Annotated in this window: 14 protein-coding genes and 1 other annotated feature (1 of these 15 only partly in view); all 14 genes read right to left on the bottom strand. The window is 46.7% G+C overall.

Going from position 1 to position 15,507, the window contains the following annotated elements:
- Positions 1–67 (bottom strand) — a binding site (T-box leader); it reaches 163 nt to the left of the window's first position.
- A gap of 62 nt (positions 68–129) precedes the next feature.
- The 14 genes from CP943_RS08925 to CP943_RS08860 all read right to left on the bottom strand — a co-directional run bounded on the left by CP943_RS08925 (position 130) and on the right by CP943_RS08860 (position 15,336).
- Positions 130–624: a DivIVA domain-containing protein gene (locus tag CP943_RS08925; RefSeq protein WP_020451319.1), complete on the bottom strand. Its 495-nt coding sequence runs from the start codon at positions 622–624 to the stop codon at positions 130–132.
- 96 nt (positions 625–720) lie between these two features.
- On the bottom strand, positions 721–1,497 hold the full coding sequence (locus CP943_RS08920) for a YlmH family RNA-binding protein (protein ID WP_026579753.1): 777 nt from the start codon (positions 1,495–1,497) through the stop codon (positions 721–723).
- 134 nt (positions 1,498–1,631) lie between these two features.
- Positions 1,632–1,898, bottom strand: a complete 267-nt coding sequence (locus tag CP943_RS08915) for a YggT family protein (protein ID WP_025811370.1) — start codon at positions 1,896–1,898, stop codon at positions 1,632–1,634.
- 10 nt (positions 1,899–1,908) lie between these two features.
- Positions 1,909–2,361, bottom strand: a complete 453-nt coding sequence (gene sepF / locus CP943_RS08910) for a cell division protein SepF (RefSeq protein WP_003181594.1) — start codon at positions 2,359–2,361, stop codon at positions 1,909–1,911.
- Positions 2,358–3,053 (bottom strand): YggS family pyridoxal phosphate-dependent enzyme, encoded by a 696-nt coding sequence (locus CP943_RS08905; protein WP_020451316.1) that lies wholly within the window; start codon positions 3,051–3,053, stop codon positions 2,358–2,360. The genes sepF and CP943_RS08905 overlap by 4 nt, the downstream gene beginning before the upstream one ends.
- 7 nt (positions 3,054–3,060) lie before the next feature.
- Entirely contained in the window at positions 3,061–3,900 is an 840-nt protein-coding gene (pgeF, locus tag CP943_RS08900) for a peptidoglycan editing factor PgeF (protein ID WP_223254791.1), read from the bottom strand.
- Positions 3,901–4,123: 223 nt separating this feature from the next.
- Positions 4,124–4,357, bottom strand: coding sequence for a YlmC/YmxH family sporulation protein (locus CP943_RS08895; RefSeq protein WP_011197962.1), 234 nt, complete (start codon positions 4,355–4,357; stop codon positions 4,124–4,126).
- 84 nt (positions 4,358–4,441) lie between these two features.
- Positions 4,442–5,329, bottom strand: a complete 888-nt coding sequence (locus CP943_RS08890; RefSeq protein ID WP_103749018.1) for a putative RNA methyltransferase — start codon at positions 5,327–5,329, stop codon at positions 4,442–4,444.
- Positions 5,330–5,593: 264 nt separating this feature from the next.
- Entirely contained in the window at positions 5,594–6,391 is a 798-nt protein-coding gene (locus CP943_RS08885; RefSeq protein ID WP_020451313.1) for an ABC transporter ATP-binding protein, read from the bottom strand.
- A gap of 133 nt (positions 6,392–6,524) precedes the next feature.
- Positions 6,525–7,304, bottom strand: a complete 780-nt coding sequence (sigG, locus tag CP943_RS08880) for an RNA polymerase sporulation sigma factor SigG (protein ID WP_003181576.1) — start codon at positions 7,302–7,304, stop codon at positions 6,525–6,527.
- A gap of 139 nt (positions 7,305–7,443) precedes the next feature.
- The gene (gene sigE, locus CP943_RS08875; RefSeq protein ID WP_003181573.1) at positions 7,444–8,163 is read right to left on the bottom strand and encodes an RNA polymerase sporulation sigma factor SigE; all 720 of its coding nucleotides are present in this window, start codon (positions 8,161–8,163) and stop codon (positions 7,444–7,446) included.
- Positions 8,164–8,222: 59 nt separating this feature from the next.
- Positions 8,223–9,152, bottom strand: a complete 930-nt coding sequence (gene spoIIGA, locus CP943_RS08870; RefSeq protein ID WP_023857248.1) for a sigma-E processing peptidase SpoIIGA — start codon at positions 9,150–9,152, stop codon at positions 8,223–8,225.
- Positions 9,153–9,337: 185 nt separating this feature from the next.
- Entirely contained in the window at positions 9,338–13,636 is a 4,299-nt protein-coding gene (locus CP943_RS08865) for a S8 family peptidase (RefSeq protein ID WP_105980927.1), read from the bottom strand.
- 191 nt (positions 13,637–13,827) lie between these two features.
- Positions 13,828–15,336: a S8 family serine peptidase gene (locus tag CP943_RS08860; protein ID WP_020451310.1), complete on the bottom strand. Its 1,509-nt coding sequence runs from the start codon at positions 15,334–15,336 to the stop codon at positions 13,828–13,830.
- Between the last annotated feature and the right edge of the window lie 171 nt (positions 15,337–15,507).

Here is a 15,507-nt window from a genome sequence, read left to right as displayed (position 1 = left end):
TACACCGCCCCCGGGTCGCTTTCATTGTTTTCAGAAATCAATGTCTGTCCCTCTCAAACGTTTTTCACTCAATTTATGAACGTATTATATGCGAACGGATGACGATATGTCAAGAACGCAAATGAAATTCTATTCTTTTTCATCCATGACGGCGTCTACTTCGTATTCAAGCAAATGATCCCAGTCGTCGTTTTTCAACAGGTCAAGCTGCGCTTCGATCAACATTTGGAAACGGGTTCTGAACACTTTTGACTGCTTTTTCAGCTCTTCGATTTCCATCGCGATCTTTCTCGATTTTGAAAGAGACTCATTAATGATCCGGTCAGCGTTTTTCTCAGCTTCACGAATGATGAGCTTCGCTTCTTTCTCGGAATTGCGCTTTACGTCTTCTGCTGCTTCCTGTGCGACAAGGATCGATTTATTCAACGTCTCTTCGATCGTCGAAAAATGGCCGAGACGCTCGTCAAGCTCGTTCACCTTTGATTCAAGCTCATTTTTTTTGCGCAGAATGATCTCATAATCCTTTCTCACCTGGGCCAGGAACTCGTTCACTTCATCTTCGTCATAGCCGCGGAACGCTTTTGTAAATGTTTTATTATGAATGTCATTTGGCGTCAAAGGCATGCTGCCCACCTCCATTATTTTTCTTTATGTACATTTGTCCTAGTCAACATTATAAAGCAAAATTCGACCGGGCGGAGAAAAAACTGTTAAAACGCGTCATTTTTGTTTTTCAAACGTCAATCTCCATTTGCCCTTCTTCGTTTTGCCGTCAATGTTTTTCATCCTGAACCGGCCAACCCCCCGGATCGAAACCATATCCCCTTCCGCCAGTGCATATGAAGGGTCTTCAATGACTTTCCAGTTCACTTTCACGAGGCCATTTTTCACGAGAACCTGTGCTTTTTGCCGGGATTGCCTGCTCATTGCCGAGCAAATCGCATCAAGCCTCAAAGATGAAACCGTATCATCCCTTATTTCGACATCCTGCTCCGGTACTTTAAGCTTAGAAAGCGGAATTTTTTCAAGGGAAACTTTCACCTTGCCGATTTGTGTCAGCTGGGTGAAAACAAAATCAGCGACTTCTTCCGAACAGATAAACTGCCATGTCCCGTCCGAAAAGATGAGGTCGCCGAACTTTTGACGCCTCAATCCGATGCCCATCAATGAGCCGAGAAGCTCGCGATGCTCGATGGAGGCGAATTTTTGCGGATAGATGACTTCCCAGCCCTGAAGCTGAAAATCTTCGGCAGACGGCTCGGCATATTCAGGGAATAGTAAAGCCCTCTTTCGTTCGGCCTCAGGGAAGCCCCCGAAAAATTCAAGCCTCACTTCGTCCGACTGACCGATGACAGATTGCAGGATCACCTGTTCCCGCGGGTCCAAAAAATCGGTCAGCTTCATCCGGTACTGTTCCGCCACGATTCTTTTCCACTCAAGAGCCTGGTCGATAAACGGCTCTTCGTCTTTTCTGAAATGCTGGTAAATATCGCTCATTGTCTTTCCTTTCTATGTAAAGAGGCCTGGCCTACAGCCAAGCCCGATACTCGGCCCGCAAAGATTGAAGGCACGCTCCAGAACCACGGCGCCGCTGCCTGCGGTAAGTCTTACGGGAGATCGGCATAATGTCTTTAAAAAGCGCCGAGCATTCTGAAAACCGCAAGAAGCCCTGCATCTGCGAACCGCAGGATGAAAATCGCCACGAGCGGAGAAATATCAATCATCCCGAGCGGAGGAATAATCCTTCTGAACGGTTCGAGATAAGGCTCGCAAAGTGAAGCAAGCACCCGGCCGAATGAAGACTCCCTTGCATTAGGCACCCAAGACATAAAAATGTAAATAATGAGCGCAAACGAATAGACGGTTATAAGCGTGCTTAAAATTTGATAAAGTAGGATCATCTGCGATTTACCACCTCTGATGTTCTTCTTCTATGAGCTCGGAAATCGTGCCGGAGACATCGACGTTTTCAGGCGTGCATAAAAAGATGTCCGCTCCGATCCGCTGAATATCGCCGCCGAGAGCATATACAGTTCCGCTCAAGAAATCAACGATTCTTTTCGCCTGATCGTGCTGAATGCGCTGCAGGTTCACGACGACGGCGCGCCGGTTTTTGATATGGTCTGCGATTTCCTGGGCTTCCGCGTACACCCGAGGCTCACTTAACACTACTTTAGAAGATTTCTGAACGCTTTGCAAACTTACGACATTCTGCTTCCCAGCCGCTTTAGACTGGTAGGCGGTTCTGTCTTTCGATTCATGCTCTTCAGGGATTTCCTCCCTGTCTGTTTCAATGTACTCGTATTCGTATTCCTCATCATCCAAGGAAAAAAAGTTTTTAAATTTGTTTTTCAAACTCATGATTGTCCACCTCCAGTTTCATTTCCGACTAAGGAAGATCCGATTCTGACGAATGTCGCGCCTTCCTCGACTGCGATCGTATAGTCGTTAGACATCCCCATCGAAAGCTCGCTGCACGGGGCGTTCCATTGACCGAGCCCGCGAACCTCGTCGCGCAGCTCTCTCAGCAAGCGAAAACAGCTTCTGATTGCCGTCTCGTCATCCGTAAAAGGAGCCATCGTCATTAATCCCGCAATCCGGATGTTTTCATATGCAGACAGTTTTTTTACAAAAGAAAGAACCTCTTCTTTTGCCATGCCGTGTTTTGAAGATTCAAGAGATGTGTTGACCTGAACAAAACAGTCAATCGGTTTTTTTGCCCTCTTCTGAATCTCGTCGGCCAATGAAAGCCTGTCTAAAGAATGGATATATGAGACATGATCGATGATTGCTTTTACCTTTCTCGTCTGCAGGGTTCCGATAAAATGCCATACCGGTTCGCTGTCTTTCAGAGCGTCGAGCTTGTGAAGCAGTCCGGTATCGCGGTTTTCTCCCAAATGTCTGATTCCTGCATCAAGCGCTGCCTGCGCCCGTTCCGGGGAAACATATTTCGTGACAGCGATGACGGATATTTCGTCGGGCGTTCTTCCCGCTTTGATACACGCTTCGTTGATCCTGTCATTTATATGTCGTAAATTGCTTTTCACATCCACCTGTAAGCTATACCTCCTTTAATCCGATGAAGGACATCATCCGTCCGGTTTTTCCCCGGTCTCTCCGATGGGAGAAAAACAGTGAATGCTCGCAGCTCGTACAAAGGGAACTCACCTTGATCTGGCCGTTTGGAATTCCGGCGTGTACAAGCAGCTGCCTGTTCACTTCTTTTAATTCGAGACGGTACTCCCCTTCTTTTATCGTCAAAAAGGCTTTGTCTTCTTGCTGAAGAGGAAGATTCCTGATTTTGTCTATTACATGATCGTCGACAGTGTAGCAGCACGAGCCGATCGCAGGCCCGATCACGGCGTGGATGTCTGCGGGATTTGATCCTTCCCGGCTGACCCACGTGTCAACCATGCTGGCTGCGATCCCGAGCGCGGTGCCTTTCCAGCCCGCGTGAGCGATTCCGGCCAGCGAGCGGACCGGATCGTAAAAATAAACGGGAACGCAGTCGGCAAAGCAAAGCGCCAAAAACAGGTTTGGCCTGTCTGTATAAAGTCCGTCCGTAGCCTTCAGCGCCGTATCGTATCGGAAAGCGCCGCTGGCGCGATCGCTATCCGTCACTTTTTGAATCCGGTCTTCATGCGTCTGATCGGCAAATACCCAGTCGTGCAGATCGGTTTTTAAGATGTCGGCAATCTGTTTTCTGTTATTGATGACATGCTGTTCATGATCCTGAACGTGCAGCCCTGTATTCAGTGAGTGAAAAGGCGGTTCGCTTTCTCCGCCGTTTTTTGTCGTAAATCCGGCTGTGACGGCTCCGCCGGTTTCCGCCGTCTGATTCCATTCCTCAATCAAAAGCATTGACGGAGCATCAAGACGAAAGGGGTTATATGTATTCATGGTGATCAGCCTTTCGACAAACATCGTAGTCTTTCATCATATCGCTCCTATTTTAACACATCTTGATGCATTCGTTTAGTTTCGTTTCAAAAAACTAAACGAAATGTATTGTTTGCAACATTTATCGCCGTTTTTGCAGACGGTCTCACCGTACACAATAATGTTGAAAAAAGCAGGCGGATAAGGGCCCGCCGATTGATCAGGCATCATCTCATATGCTTGATCAGCTTAAACGCACAAGAATCACATCTTCTCCAATTTTAACAATATTTCGCCACGGAATGACGATTTCCTCTTCTTTTCCGAAAAATCCGAAAACTTTCCCCGTTCCTCCGATGACAATCGCCTGTATTTTGCCTGTCGTTACATTAATATCGATATCGCCGATGCTGCCGAGCTTTTTCCCGTTTGATACGTTAACGACATCTTTTATCTGGAAATCAGAAATGTTCATCATGTCCACCGCACGCCTCCTCTGATCAAATGTCCTTTTAAGATTATATGAAAGGCAGTCCTTTATTTAGACTGCCTTTTCAGTGGTTTATTTCGTTTTTTTCCTGCCGGCTAAAATGTCGAGATGGACGGTCGTAACAGCGGATTCTTTCTTTAAAAAGGCTTTGATCCGCTCCTTTTCTGCGCGCCATGATAATGGCGTCATCTTGATGAGCGGCGCGAGAAGGCTTTGGTCTAAACGTTTGCTGTAGGCGATCTCCGTTCTGTCGATCAGATCGAAATGAGACGAGAACCGCTCAGCCGCATCCTCGCTCGTATAGGCTTGTTTGTCCAAGCCGGCATACAAAAACCCCCGCAGTTCTTTCAGATAGCCGCTTTTCGGAATCACTTTCAAAACGATGCCGTCATCAGATAACAGCCGCTCGAATTCCGCGTAATTAGAAGGCGACAATATATTGAGGATCGCGTCGAATGAACGATTCCGAAACGGCGCGGCAGCCAGATCGGCGACACACCAGATCGCCTCTCTTTCTTGCTTAGTCGCAGACACAATCCCGGCTTTCGCCAAATCAAGCCCGACGCCAAGGACAGGCGATCCGGAACGCATTTGAAGCTTTTCAACGATCCGCGCCAAATGCGAACCTTCCCCGCAGCCGGCATCGAGGATGCTGACAAAGTTGCAAAACGGGAGGCCTGCTTGTTCGAGACGATCTGTCAAAGCGCCGCTAAGCGGTTCAAAAAAGCCGCGGGCGGCTAACATTCTTCTCGCTTCAAATAATTCTTTATCATATTTAACAGAAGGAGCATGCGTTGTGACATTGACATATCCCCCTCTTGCGATATCAAACGTATGTCCGTTTTTACAGATCAGGCTTTTTAAATCGGTGACCGCCATATTCGTTGCGCATATCGGGCACTGAAACATCGTTTCATGCCTTTTCATGAGCGATGCTCTTTTTAATTTTTTATTCATCATTGTTACACCTCATTCATTCACATTTAGATCAATGAAAAAGGCATAGACAAATAAACCCGCACCTTCGGCATTTTTTAAAGACGAAGGTGTGGATGGTTTAAGCGTTTGTCTATACCTTTCATTATCTGTAGCGAATGAATTGAATGATCATAATGATGAACCCCTCTTTAACATGACGTTCTCTATTATCTTACCAGCTTTTTTAAGAGGATGAAAGCTGAAAAAGAGCCTCCAAACAAGGAGGCTGCCAAAGAACCAGCCGTTTTAAATGCTGAGGTTTAGAGGCTTTTTCTTGGACAAATACGGTCTGCCGTCCGTCCATACCGCCTGGACGGGCATATCGAAAAATTCGGACAAAACCTCGCCGGACATCATCTCTCTTGTCTTCCCCAAGGCAAACACTTCACCTTTTTTCAACAGCAGCGTTTGGCTGAAAGCGGGGAGAATTTCTTCCGCATGGTGAGTAACATAAAGCATGGACGGTGCACTGTCTTTTTTGGCAATTTGTTCAACCGTCTCCAGCACCTGCTCCCTCGCGATGAAATCAAGACCGGTTACAGGCTCGTCGAGAATGAGCAGCTCTGGATCGGCCATCAAGGCCCTTGAGATCAGCACCTTTTGTTTTTCTCCCTGAGAGAGCGTTTCATATCTCCTGTCCGCATAACGGATGGAGCCGAATTCCTCCAGGAGGGCGATCGCTTTCTCCCTGACAGACTGTGAAGGCGATTCATAAAGGCCGATCGAAGCGAAAGCGCCGCTTAAGACAATTTCAAATGCACTGTCTTCAGGATACAGCTTCTGCTGCAGGGCCGCTGACACAAGGCCGATTTTTTGGCGAAGCTTTTCGTTCAGCTCCGTTTTTCCAAATTCGCGCCCTAACACGGTGACTTTTCCTGTTGTCGGAAAATAATAAGCGCACAGCATGTTCAACAGAGCGGTTTTGCCGGCCCCGTTCAATCCGTATAGCGCCCAGTGCTCCCCCTTTTCCACCGTCCAATCAATATCCTTTAATATCCACTCTCCGTTTCGTTTTAGTGAAGCATTCTCAAGCTGCAAAACCATTTGAAGTCCTCCTTTTATGTAAATATTCTGATAAATTAAAATATAATTCTTTTATTATAGCTTATTTATATAACAAAGTGAATGAGAGATTTTCCATTTTTAGCATGTGAAAAGCCGCAGATTGACTGCGGCTTTAGTGAATGTTCTTATTCATTTGTTTAATGGCGGCTTTTTCCAGCCTTGAGACCTGGGCTTGGGAGATTCCGATCTCATCAGCGACTTCCATTTGCGTCTTGCCTTGGAAGAAGCGTTTTCTGAGGATCATTTTTTCCCGTTCATTCAGCCGTCTCATGCCTTCTTTTAAGGCGAGCTCTTCGATCCATTGCGAATCCTTGTTGCGCTCATCGCTGATTTGATCCATGACATAAATCGGATCTCCTCCGTCATTGTAAATCGGCTCAAACAAAGATACGGGATCTTGAATAGCGTCAAGCGCAAAAACGATTTCTTCATGGGACACTTCAAGCTCTTTCGCGATCTCCTGAGCCGTCGGCTCCCTGCTTGTCTCACTGATCAGCCGTTCTCTCACTTGCAGCGCCTTGTACGCGATATCCCTGAGTGACCGTGAGACGCGGATCGGGTTGTTATCGCGCAAATATCTGCGGATTTCTCCGATGATCATTGGTACAGCATATGTTGAAAACTTAACATTGTGGCTCAGATCAAAATTATCAATTGATTTCATTAGTCCGATGCAGCCGACTTGGAATAAGTCATCAACATACTCTCCTCTGTTGTTAAACCTTTGAATGACGCTTAAGACAAGGCGCAAATTACCGTTAACAAGCTTTTCTCTTGCTGTCGTGTCTCCTTCATCCTGCATTTGCTTGAACAACTTTCTCATCTCTTCGTTCTTCAGTACGGGCAGTTTTGATGTATCAACCCCGCAGATTTCAACTTTATTTCTCGACACTTTTTTCCCTCCCTACAGGAGCTGCTGTACAAAGTTCAGTATCTCCTCGGGTGGGAAAAATATGCATCGTTAATTTCCAAAAATAAGAAGATCAAGTCGAAAACCCTTGGCTGTCAACACTTCAAATTTCATAAAAAAATTAAACCATTTTGTTGAATTCTTTTCGCAGCCTTTTAATAATTCTTTTTTCAAGCCGGGAAATATATGACTGGGAGATGCCGAGCATATCGGCAACGTCTTTTTGCGTTTTTTCTTCTCCTCCGACAAGCCCGAAGCGGAGCTCCATGATCTGTTTTTCTCTGTCATTGAGCTGTTCAAGCGCTTTTTTCAGCAGCTTCTTATCAACGTTTGCTTCGATATCTTTTGTAATAATATCGTTTTCTGTTCCGAGCACATCTGAGAGAAGAAGTTCATTTCCGTCCCAATCGATGTTCAACGGTTCATCGAATGATACCTCTGAGCGAATTTTATTGTTTCTTCTTAAATACATCAAAATTTCATTTTCAATACATCTGGAAGCATATGTAGCCAGTTTGATTTTTTTCTCGGGATTAAAGGTATTCACCGCTTTGATAAGGCCGATCGTGCCGATGGAGATTAAATCCTCGATATTGATGCCGGTATTTTCAAATTTTCTCGCGATGTAGACGACCAGCCTGAGATTTCGTTCAATCAAAATCGCCCGTGCCGCCTGATCACCGTCAGGCAGCTTATGGAGAAGCACCTGCTCTTCATCTTTTGACAATGGCGGGGGCAGCGCTTCGCTTCCACCGATATAATAAATTTCGTCGCTTTTCAGCCCCAGTTTCATTAAAAGTTTGTACCACAGATAGGTTAACCTTAATTTTAGTTTTTTCATCTTCCTCCCCCTTCTAAATAAACGTCTTCAGGAGTATGATAATGTAACAGACTTCGAGTTTAAGAAACGTGTTTGACCGGGTTTCCGGCGAGCATTTTCGGATGGACGATGGCGTCAAATTCGCCGTCCGCGGAAAGCGGTGAGGTGCTGATGCCAATCATGCATTTCGGCGCTTCAATCACCTCCCTTTCCGAAAAAATGAGCACATGATCCGGCTTTAGGCAGAGCAGAAACTGATGCTGATGGCCGACCCCGCGGTAGGGAATCAGGCGGATCCGCCCGATATACGGGAGTGTTTCATCAAGTTTGCCGACGGCATCAAGCGGGCTCATTTCCTTGATGATCACACTCGCTTCTTCTCCCAATACACTTTTCAATTTTTCAATATTGACGATCATGACGGGCGTTTTTGTGATCGGGTCGTAGAGTTGGTTTCCGGAGTCAATCAATCCGGTGAAATGAAGCGTATGTTCATCAATGCCGGTCTCTAGGCGGACGCGTTCTTCATATTGAATTTTCTTCGCTTCAGCATCTTCAAAACGCTTTTTTGAAAACAGCCATACAGCCGGAAAACCTGCACCGACAAACAGCCAGCTGACCGGGTCTCCAAAACCGGACCAATTCGTCATAAAGACGCCGTTTTCCATGATCGAATCCGTTTCAAGTAAAGAATGCGCTCCAATAATCCCTCCTCCCATTAAAAAAGTGGCAAAATAAAAAGAAAACAAATTTTGCAAAAAAAACCGGAACCGCTTAAAACCAAATGTCACAAGAACGATCACAACCGAAAACGACAGTTTGCCTGCAGGATGAAGGACGTACGGCGAAAAAGGTGTAAACATAAACAGAACGATGCTTGACGCGACAAACGCCCCTAAGATCAGCCTCCGCTTTTTAACCCTTCGCTTTAAAATAAATGCGGTCATCATTAAAAGCAGCAAGTCAAAACAAAAGTTTAACAGCCATATCGCATCTAAATAGATTTCCACATCCTTCCCCTTTCTTTGGGCTCGGTGACCATATTGTTTGTTTTCCTAAGTATAAATCAAGCCCAAAGGTAAAGTCTGTCAATTAATGTTGCGCAAATCGTACATTTTTTGAAGTTTTCGTACTGAATTTGTCGATCATAAAACGAAAAAAAAACGCTGCCATTAAAGACAGCGTCTTTTCACCTTTATTTCAGCTTTTCATTGATGTACAGTTTGCCTTTTGCCGTTTGTCTCGTTTCATTGCCGTAATCATCCCGGACGATGACCTCGATTTCCGCTCCTTTTGCTTTTGCGGTTGAAGTCGCGGTCCAATATCCTTCATACTTGCCTTTTGAGACTTCTCTGATCGGCAGCTCTGTTACGTTTTGGGCAGCTGTTTTGAAATTGGTAAGCGGCATTCTGATCACAAAGACAGCATCCAAATCAGCGGCGCTTTCAAACTCGATTTTCACGGTTTCTCCCGTTTTGAGCTCGAGGTCTTCAGCCGGTTTCAAGCCGGTGATTTGCGGCGCTTCAAAGTTGACATCCACCGTGACTTTTTTGGTCGTTTTGTTGCCTGCCGCATCCGCTGCCGTTACTTTGATTTCATTTTGGCCGTTGTCAAGCATAATCCTTGCAGAATACTCGCCATTGTCAACAGCCGCTTTTTTGCCGTTTACATGAACAGATTCTAAGTGGTCGTCTGATACTGTTCCTTTCACAGTGACAGTCTCTTTATTGAGTTTTGATCCGCTTTTCGGCGTGTCAATCGTAAGCTTCGGCTTTTTCTGGTCAAGGACGATCCGGACCGGGTCTGAAGCATCCGTCGTTCCGGAAGCCGATGACGATTTGGCGGTGATCACATTTTCACCTTTATTCAGCGGAATCTCTTTTGAGAAAGTGCCGTCTCCCGCCGTTTTCGCCGTTCCGGCTTCTTCATCTCCGTTAAAGAGCTGAACGGTCGTGTTCGGAGACGATGTCCCTTCGATGACAACATTCTTTTTGTTGGTAATGAATCCGTCTTTAGGCGACGTAATCACAGGCATCGCCAATTCATAGTCGACCAAAGCGCGGATCATGAAGTTGCCTTGGTCTGATGGCGCTTTCGACCATGAGCCGTCCGTATACTGCCAGTTGCGGCCTGAATATTCCCCGTCTTCATCTGTAGCAAGTCCAGGTGAGTTGGCCAGGTCCTCTGTCTGGACGTACACGAGGTAAAAGTCTTTTCCGACGAAGATGCCTTCATCGCCCAAATCTACGGTCGTCCATTCACCTGTGCGGAGCGCTTCAGCTTTGAACGGGCCGGCGAGTTTTTTGCCCGGAGAGCCTTTTTCACCCGACGCATCGTAGACCTCGACTGCAAAATCAGTTCCGCCCGGATCCGGGAATTCTGTATCCCAGAATTTGAACAAGCCGCCTTTCAGCATAGCTTTTTCCTGCCCGTTTTCGAGCGTCATTTTGACGGCCAGCCCGTTGCCGGATTCATAGAAAGCCCAGGCGTTTTCCCCGGTTCCGTCATCATAGCCGATTTCCCCAGGATAGCCGATGAAAGGATCGAGCTCGATATCTTTCGAGACATCTCCTTTTAAATCAACGGAAAACTCGCTGCTGTAATATCCGTTTGCAGAGACCTTTACCGTATACGAGCCTTCATAGGCCGTTAATGAATAACTTCCGTCGCCGTCCGTCTGAACCGGTTTTATGGATGCATCTTCAACGATATACAGCTTTGCATGTCGGACGGGTTCGCCCGTTTTTTTGTTTTTTATCGTTCCGGTGAGCGTCCCTTTCTTCAGTTCCTTTAAGACAAAGTCTGCCGTCGTCGTCTTGTCGGCCTCGATTTTTACGGTTTGCGCATTTGATTCATAACCGTACGCTTCCGCTTTCAGCATATACGTTCCAGGTGCATGAGCCAAACTGTATGCGCCTGTTGCTTGGTTGGAATATGTCGATTTGCCCGTCTCCATCACGCTGACCTGAGCCCGCACCGGAAGAACTGCAGGAGCTGCTTTTTTCGTCTCAGAATGTTCTTGAACGGTTTCTGCCGGTTTTGCTTTTTTCGGATCAATCGTTTGTTTCTTCGTTTTCTTATCCTTCATTTTAGCCGGCTGTTTTTCAACGCCCAGTCGTTTTTTCGTGCCTGCGCTCTTCACTTCCTTCACAAGCGCTACATCATCGATATAAAGCCCGTCACCTTCAATGCTGTCGTCAGATTGTAGGTTGAACATGATCTTAATCGTCTGTCCCCCGTATTCCGACAAATCGATCTGTCCGTCTTTCCATTCTGACGTCCTGCCGCTGTACTCAGCAGCCGGGATCCATTCATCTTTCCCTTCAGGCTGTACGTAAACGAAACCGTAATCGAAGTCCTCTTCAATATCGTGCCAATATTTGTATGTGAGATAAAGTTTTTGATTTTTTGGAACGCTGACAGGAGGCATAAGAAGATTCATATTGGCCGAACTTTGATACGGCCCTGTCAGATTTGTTGCGAATACGTTTTTTCCCGATGCTGCGGCATTCGGGCCTGACTGAGGAATACCGCGTTCCCATGAATTCTTCACACCTGATGTGATCCAGCCGTTGGCAGCATTCTCGAAATCTTGTTTATACCCTGTGGTCACAGCCGGAGAAATCGGGATTTCGTACACTTTGGATTCCGTTTTGTTTCCTCCGAAATCGGTGACAATCCATTTGTAGGAAAGCGTTTTCCCTTCAGAAACGGATACGGCCGCCTCGTACGTTCCTTTTTTATAGTCGCCGGAAGTTTGTTTGGCAGCGATCGTCACCCAATCGGAATCATCGGTTTTATAGCTTAATTTGACCGATATGATGCTGACATCGTCTTCCACATCAACTGAAAGAGGCGTTTCTGAGCCTGAGTAAATTTCCTTGATCTCTTGATGGTTTAAGACCGGCGGATTTTTGTCTTCGCCTTCTTTTCCGACTTGTCCTTCCGCTTTGCCCAACCCTTCTGTGACGGCGGACACCGCGTCAAACACGTTCACGAGCCCGTGGCCGTATCCGTTGTTCGGCGATTCGGTAAATTTGCTGTCTGTGAGCGGTGTTGCGGTTTCCATCAAAATCTTTTCGATCCCATCAACGGTGATCGACGAATCGGCCTGCTTGATAAGTGCGGCCGCGGCTGCGACATGCGGTCCTGCCATTGAAGTGCCGTCCCAGCCGTCTTGATAGCCGCTTCCAGGGACAGAAGAGCGAATGTTGACCCCAGGTGCTGTTACTTCAGGCTTGGTCTCATCATACGGGGAAGGACCTTGAAGTGAAAAATCGGCTAAGCGATTATCGATGTCTGTCGCACCGGTCGCGAACGCTTCGGGGTAGTTTGCCGGATTGGCAATCGAAGCAGGTCCTCCCGGATTGGTGAAATCAGCGTTCCCCGCAGAGAACTCAGGGAAGATGCCGGCAGCTCGCCACGCTTTTACGATATCCCTGTAAAACTCATCAATCCCGGCTCCCCCTGACCACGAGTTATTGACAACATCCGGAGCCATTTCAGGGTGCGGGTTGCCATCTTTATCTTTCGGCGCCAAAATCCATTCCCCCGCTGCAAGGAGGTCTTCGTCCGTTCCGCCGTCATCCGAAAAAGCTTTCACGGCAATCCACTTTGCACCCGGCGCCACACCGATTTGGTTTTGGCCGTCAGGCTCTGATCCGACCATCGTCCCGGTTACATGCGTGCCGTGCTCCAGGTCGTCAAAAGGTTCAGAAGCGCCAGAAACCGCATCATACCAGCTGAATTCGTGATCAGGCTGATCGGGATGCTGCGGGTCATATCCGCGGTATTTTTCTTTCAATGCCGGATGATCCCATTGCACGCCCGTATCAATTGACGCGACAACCGTGCCCGTTCCGTCATATCCCAATTTCCAGGCTTTTGGCGCGTCGACTCGATTGATATTCCATTCGATTTCTTTTTCATCCTTAGCTGCCGATTTTTTCACAGACTGTTTAGCCGGCTTGATCAGCTGCCTTGTTTCGTTCGGGAGCACTTTCTCTACTTCCGGAAAAGCCGCTACTTGTTCCATGACCTCTTTCGTCGCATGGACGGCCATCCCGTTGACAATATAATAGGAGCGGATTTTTTTTACTTTCCCTTGTTTTTCCTGCTTTTTCAAATAACGTTTCAAATCGCTTTGCGTCTCATCCGCTTTGACTCTTAAAGCGGAGACGACAGCCGAGCGCTTTTGATATTCTGTTTTAGCCGCGCTCAGCGACTTTTTCTTCGCATTCTTTTCCGCCTGCTTGGCCACCTTTGGAGTATCGACTTGATCTTTCAGTTTGATCAAGAATGTGACTTGATCTTCTTTTTTGAACTGTTTGACAAGAGATTTCGAAATTTTTCCCTTCCCTGCAGCTGCTTGTTCTTTCATCGAAGTGAGCGCAGGCTTTGCCGCGGCATCTGAAACAGCGGGCATGAACAGCGAGCCGATTAACAAACCGCTTAAAATGGTGGAAAACGCCTTTTTTCTCAGCTTTCTTTTCAAATGAACATCCCCCTTTTTGATGAAATTGGCTGGACTTGTCCGTCCTCCTCTCCTTGTGGATGCCTTGTCTGACCTTGATGTAACTTAAATATAGTAAAAACTGGTTAATTTTTTTGTCGGTATTTGTCAAGGTCATGTTTAAAATTAGATAAAAAAGGACAAAACCGTTAAAGCGGTTTTGTCCTTTTTTATCATTTTGTTTTTTTAGCCGCGTCAAAAGCTTTTAAAGCGTTGACCAAGCCGTATCCGTAGCCGTTGTTCGGCGATTTTTTAAACGTTTTGTCAGTCAGAGGCGTCGCCGTATTCAGCAGGATGCGCTCGATTTCATCGACTGTGAGGTCCGGATTGGCTTCCCTCATTAAAGCGACGATCCCTGATACATGCGGGGTCGCCATCGATGTTCCGCTCATCGCAGCATACTTGTGTCCCGGATAAGCAGAGCGGATGCTGACGCCCGGTGCCGAAATATCGGGCTTGATTTCGTCATATGGCGATGGTCCTTGCAATGAAAAATCGGCTAACGCGTTTGCGCTGTCAACTGCGCCTATCGCGAAAGATTGCGGATAGTTGGACGGATTCTCAACTGAACCCGGTCCGCCCGGTTCCAATTCGCTGACATTACCTGCTGCGAATGCAGGAAAGATATCAGCTGACCGCCAAGCTTTGACAATATCCAAATACCATTCATTGAGTCCGCGTTCACCCGCCCAAGAATTGTTGACGACATCGGGAGCCTTTTCGGGGTGCCCTTTTCCTTTCGCATCTTTCGGAGCCAAAATCCATTCTCCTGCAGCCAAAAGGGATTTTTCGTCTCCGCCGTCCTCTGAAAAGGCTTTGACAGCGATCCATTTCGCAGTCGGTGCGACACCGATCTGGTTTTTGCCGCCGGCTTCTGAGCCGACCATCGTGCCTGTCACATGTGTGCCGTGGCCCAAGTCGTCATATGGCGTTTTCTTATTGCTTGTCGCATCAAACCAGTTGAACTCATTGTCTGGACTGTTCGGTTTAGAAGGGTTGTAGCCCCTGTACTTTGTCTTCAACGCCGGATGATCCCACTCAACGCCGGTGTCAATCGAAGCGACAACGGCTCCTTTGCCTTTATAGCGCTTTTTCCAGACATCAGGCGCATGAACCTGCTGAATGTTGGAAGCGGGGGAACGATCCGCAGACGTTTTCGATTCTACCGTGGGTTTTTCAGTGTTGCCGAGCTTAATTTTTTGATTTGGCAGCACTTTTTCAACCTCCGGAAATGAAGCCGCTTTTTCCATAACATCCTTTGTCGCTGTCACGGCAATGCCATTTACAATATAAAAAGATTCCACTTGCTTTGCTGTTCCTTTTTTCTCTTCTTTTTCTAAAAACGATTTTAAGTCTTTTTGCGTTCTCTCAGCTTTTGTACGCAGGGACGTCAGCACGGCTGAACGTTTGATTTCTTTTACTTTTTTCACGGTCATCACGCTTGCTTTCGCCCGGTTTTCAGCCGCTGTCGCCGCTTGCTGAAGATTCGCCTGGTTTTTCATTTTGATTAAAAAAGTCACTTTATCTTCTTTCTCAAAACGTTTGTAAAGAGCGCTTGATATTTTGTTTTGTTCCTTGGCCTTCGCTGTCGTGCCTGTTTCAGCCTGCACAGCAGCCGGAGCGAGAAGTGAACCGATGAGTGCAGCGCACATGAATGTGCTGAATAATGGCTTTTTCTTCACATGACATCCTCCTTTAAGCAATAGCAAATATAGTCGTTTCTTGCGTTTCTTTGTCTAGAAACAGAAACTATTAATAATGGTAAAAGAAAAGACTTATAGACATTGTCGTATTTTGTCATTTTTCCTTTGTCGGTTTGTAAATTCGTTCTTTTTACATATGACTTGTTCACT

The organism is Bacillus paralicheniformis, from assembly GCF_002993925.1.
GTDB classification, from domain to species: Bacteria; Bacillota; Bacilli; order Bacillales; family Bacillaceae; genus Bacillus; species Bacillus paralicheniformis.
This window is presented reverse-complemented; position numbering and strand designations above follow the sequence as displayed.

What these genes read in the sequence shown, in the direction of transcription:
- CP943_RS08925 (WP_020451319.1), bottom strand. Translation starts at nt 624, where the DNA reads ATGCCTTTGACGCCAAATGACATTCATAATAAAACATTTACAAAAGCG.
- CP943_RS08920 (WP_026579753.1), bottom strand. Translation starts at nt 1,497, where the DNA reads ATGAGCGATATTTACCAGCATTTCAGAAAAGACGAAGAGCCGTTTATC.
- sepF (WP_003181594.1), bottom strand. Translation starts at nt 2,361, where the DNA reads ATGAGTTTGAAAAACAAATTTAAAAACTTTTTTTCCTTGGATGATGAG.
- pgeF (WP_223254791.1), bottom strand. Translation starts at nt 3,900, where the DNA reads ATGAATACATATAACCCCTTTCGTCTTGATGCTCCGTCAATGCTTTTG.
- CP943_RS08895 (WP_011197962.1), bottom strand. Translation starts at nt 4,357, where the DNA reads ATGATGAACATTTCTGATTTCCAGATAAAAGATGTCGTTAACGTATCA.
- CP943_RS08890 (WP_103749018.1), bottom strand. Translation starts at nt 5,329, where the DNA reads ATGATGAATAAAAAATTAAAAAGAGCATCGCTCATGAAAAGGCATGAA.
- CP943_RS08885 (WP_020451313.1), bottom strand. Translation starts at nt 6,391, where the DNA reads ATGGTTTTGCAGCTTGAGAATGCTTCACTAAAACGAAACGGAGAGTGG.
- sigE (WP_003181573.1), bottom strand. Translation starts at nt 8,163, where the DNA reads ATGAAAAAACTAAAATTAAGGTTAACCTATCTGTGGTACAAACTTTTA.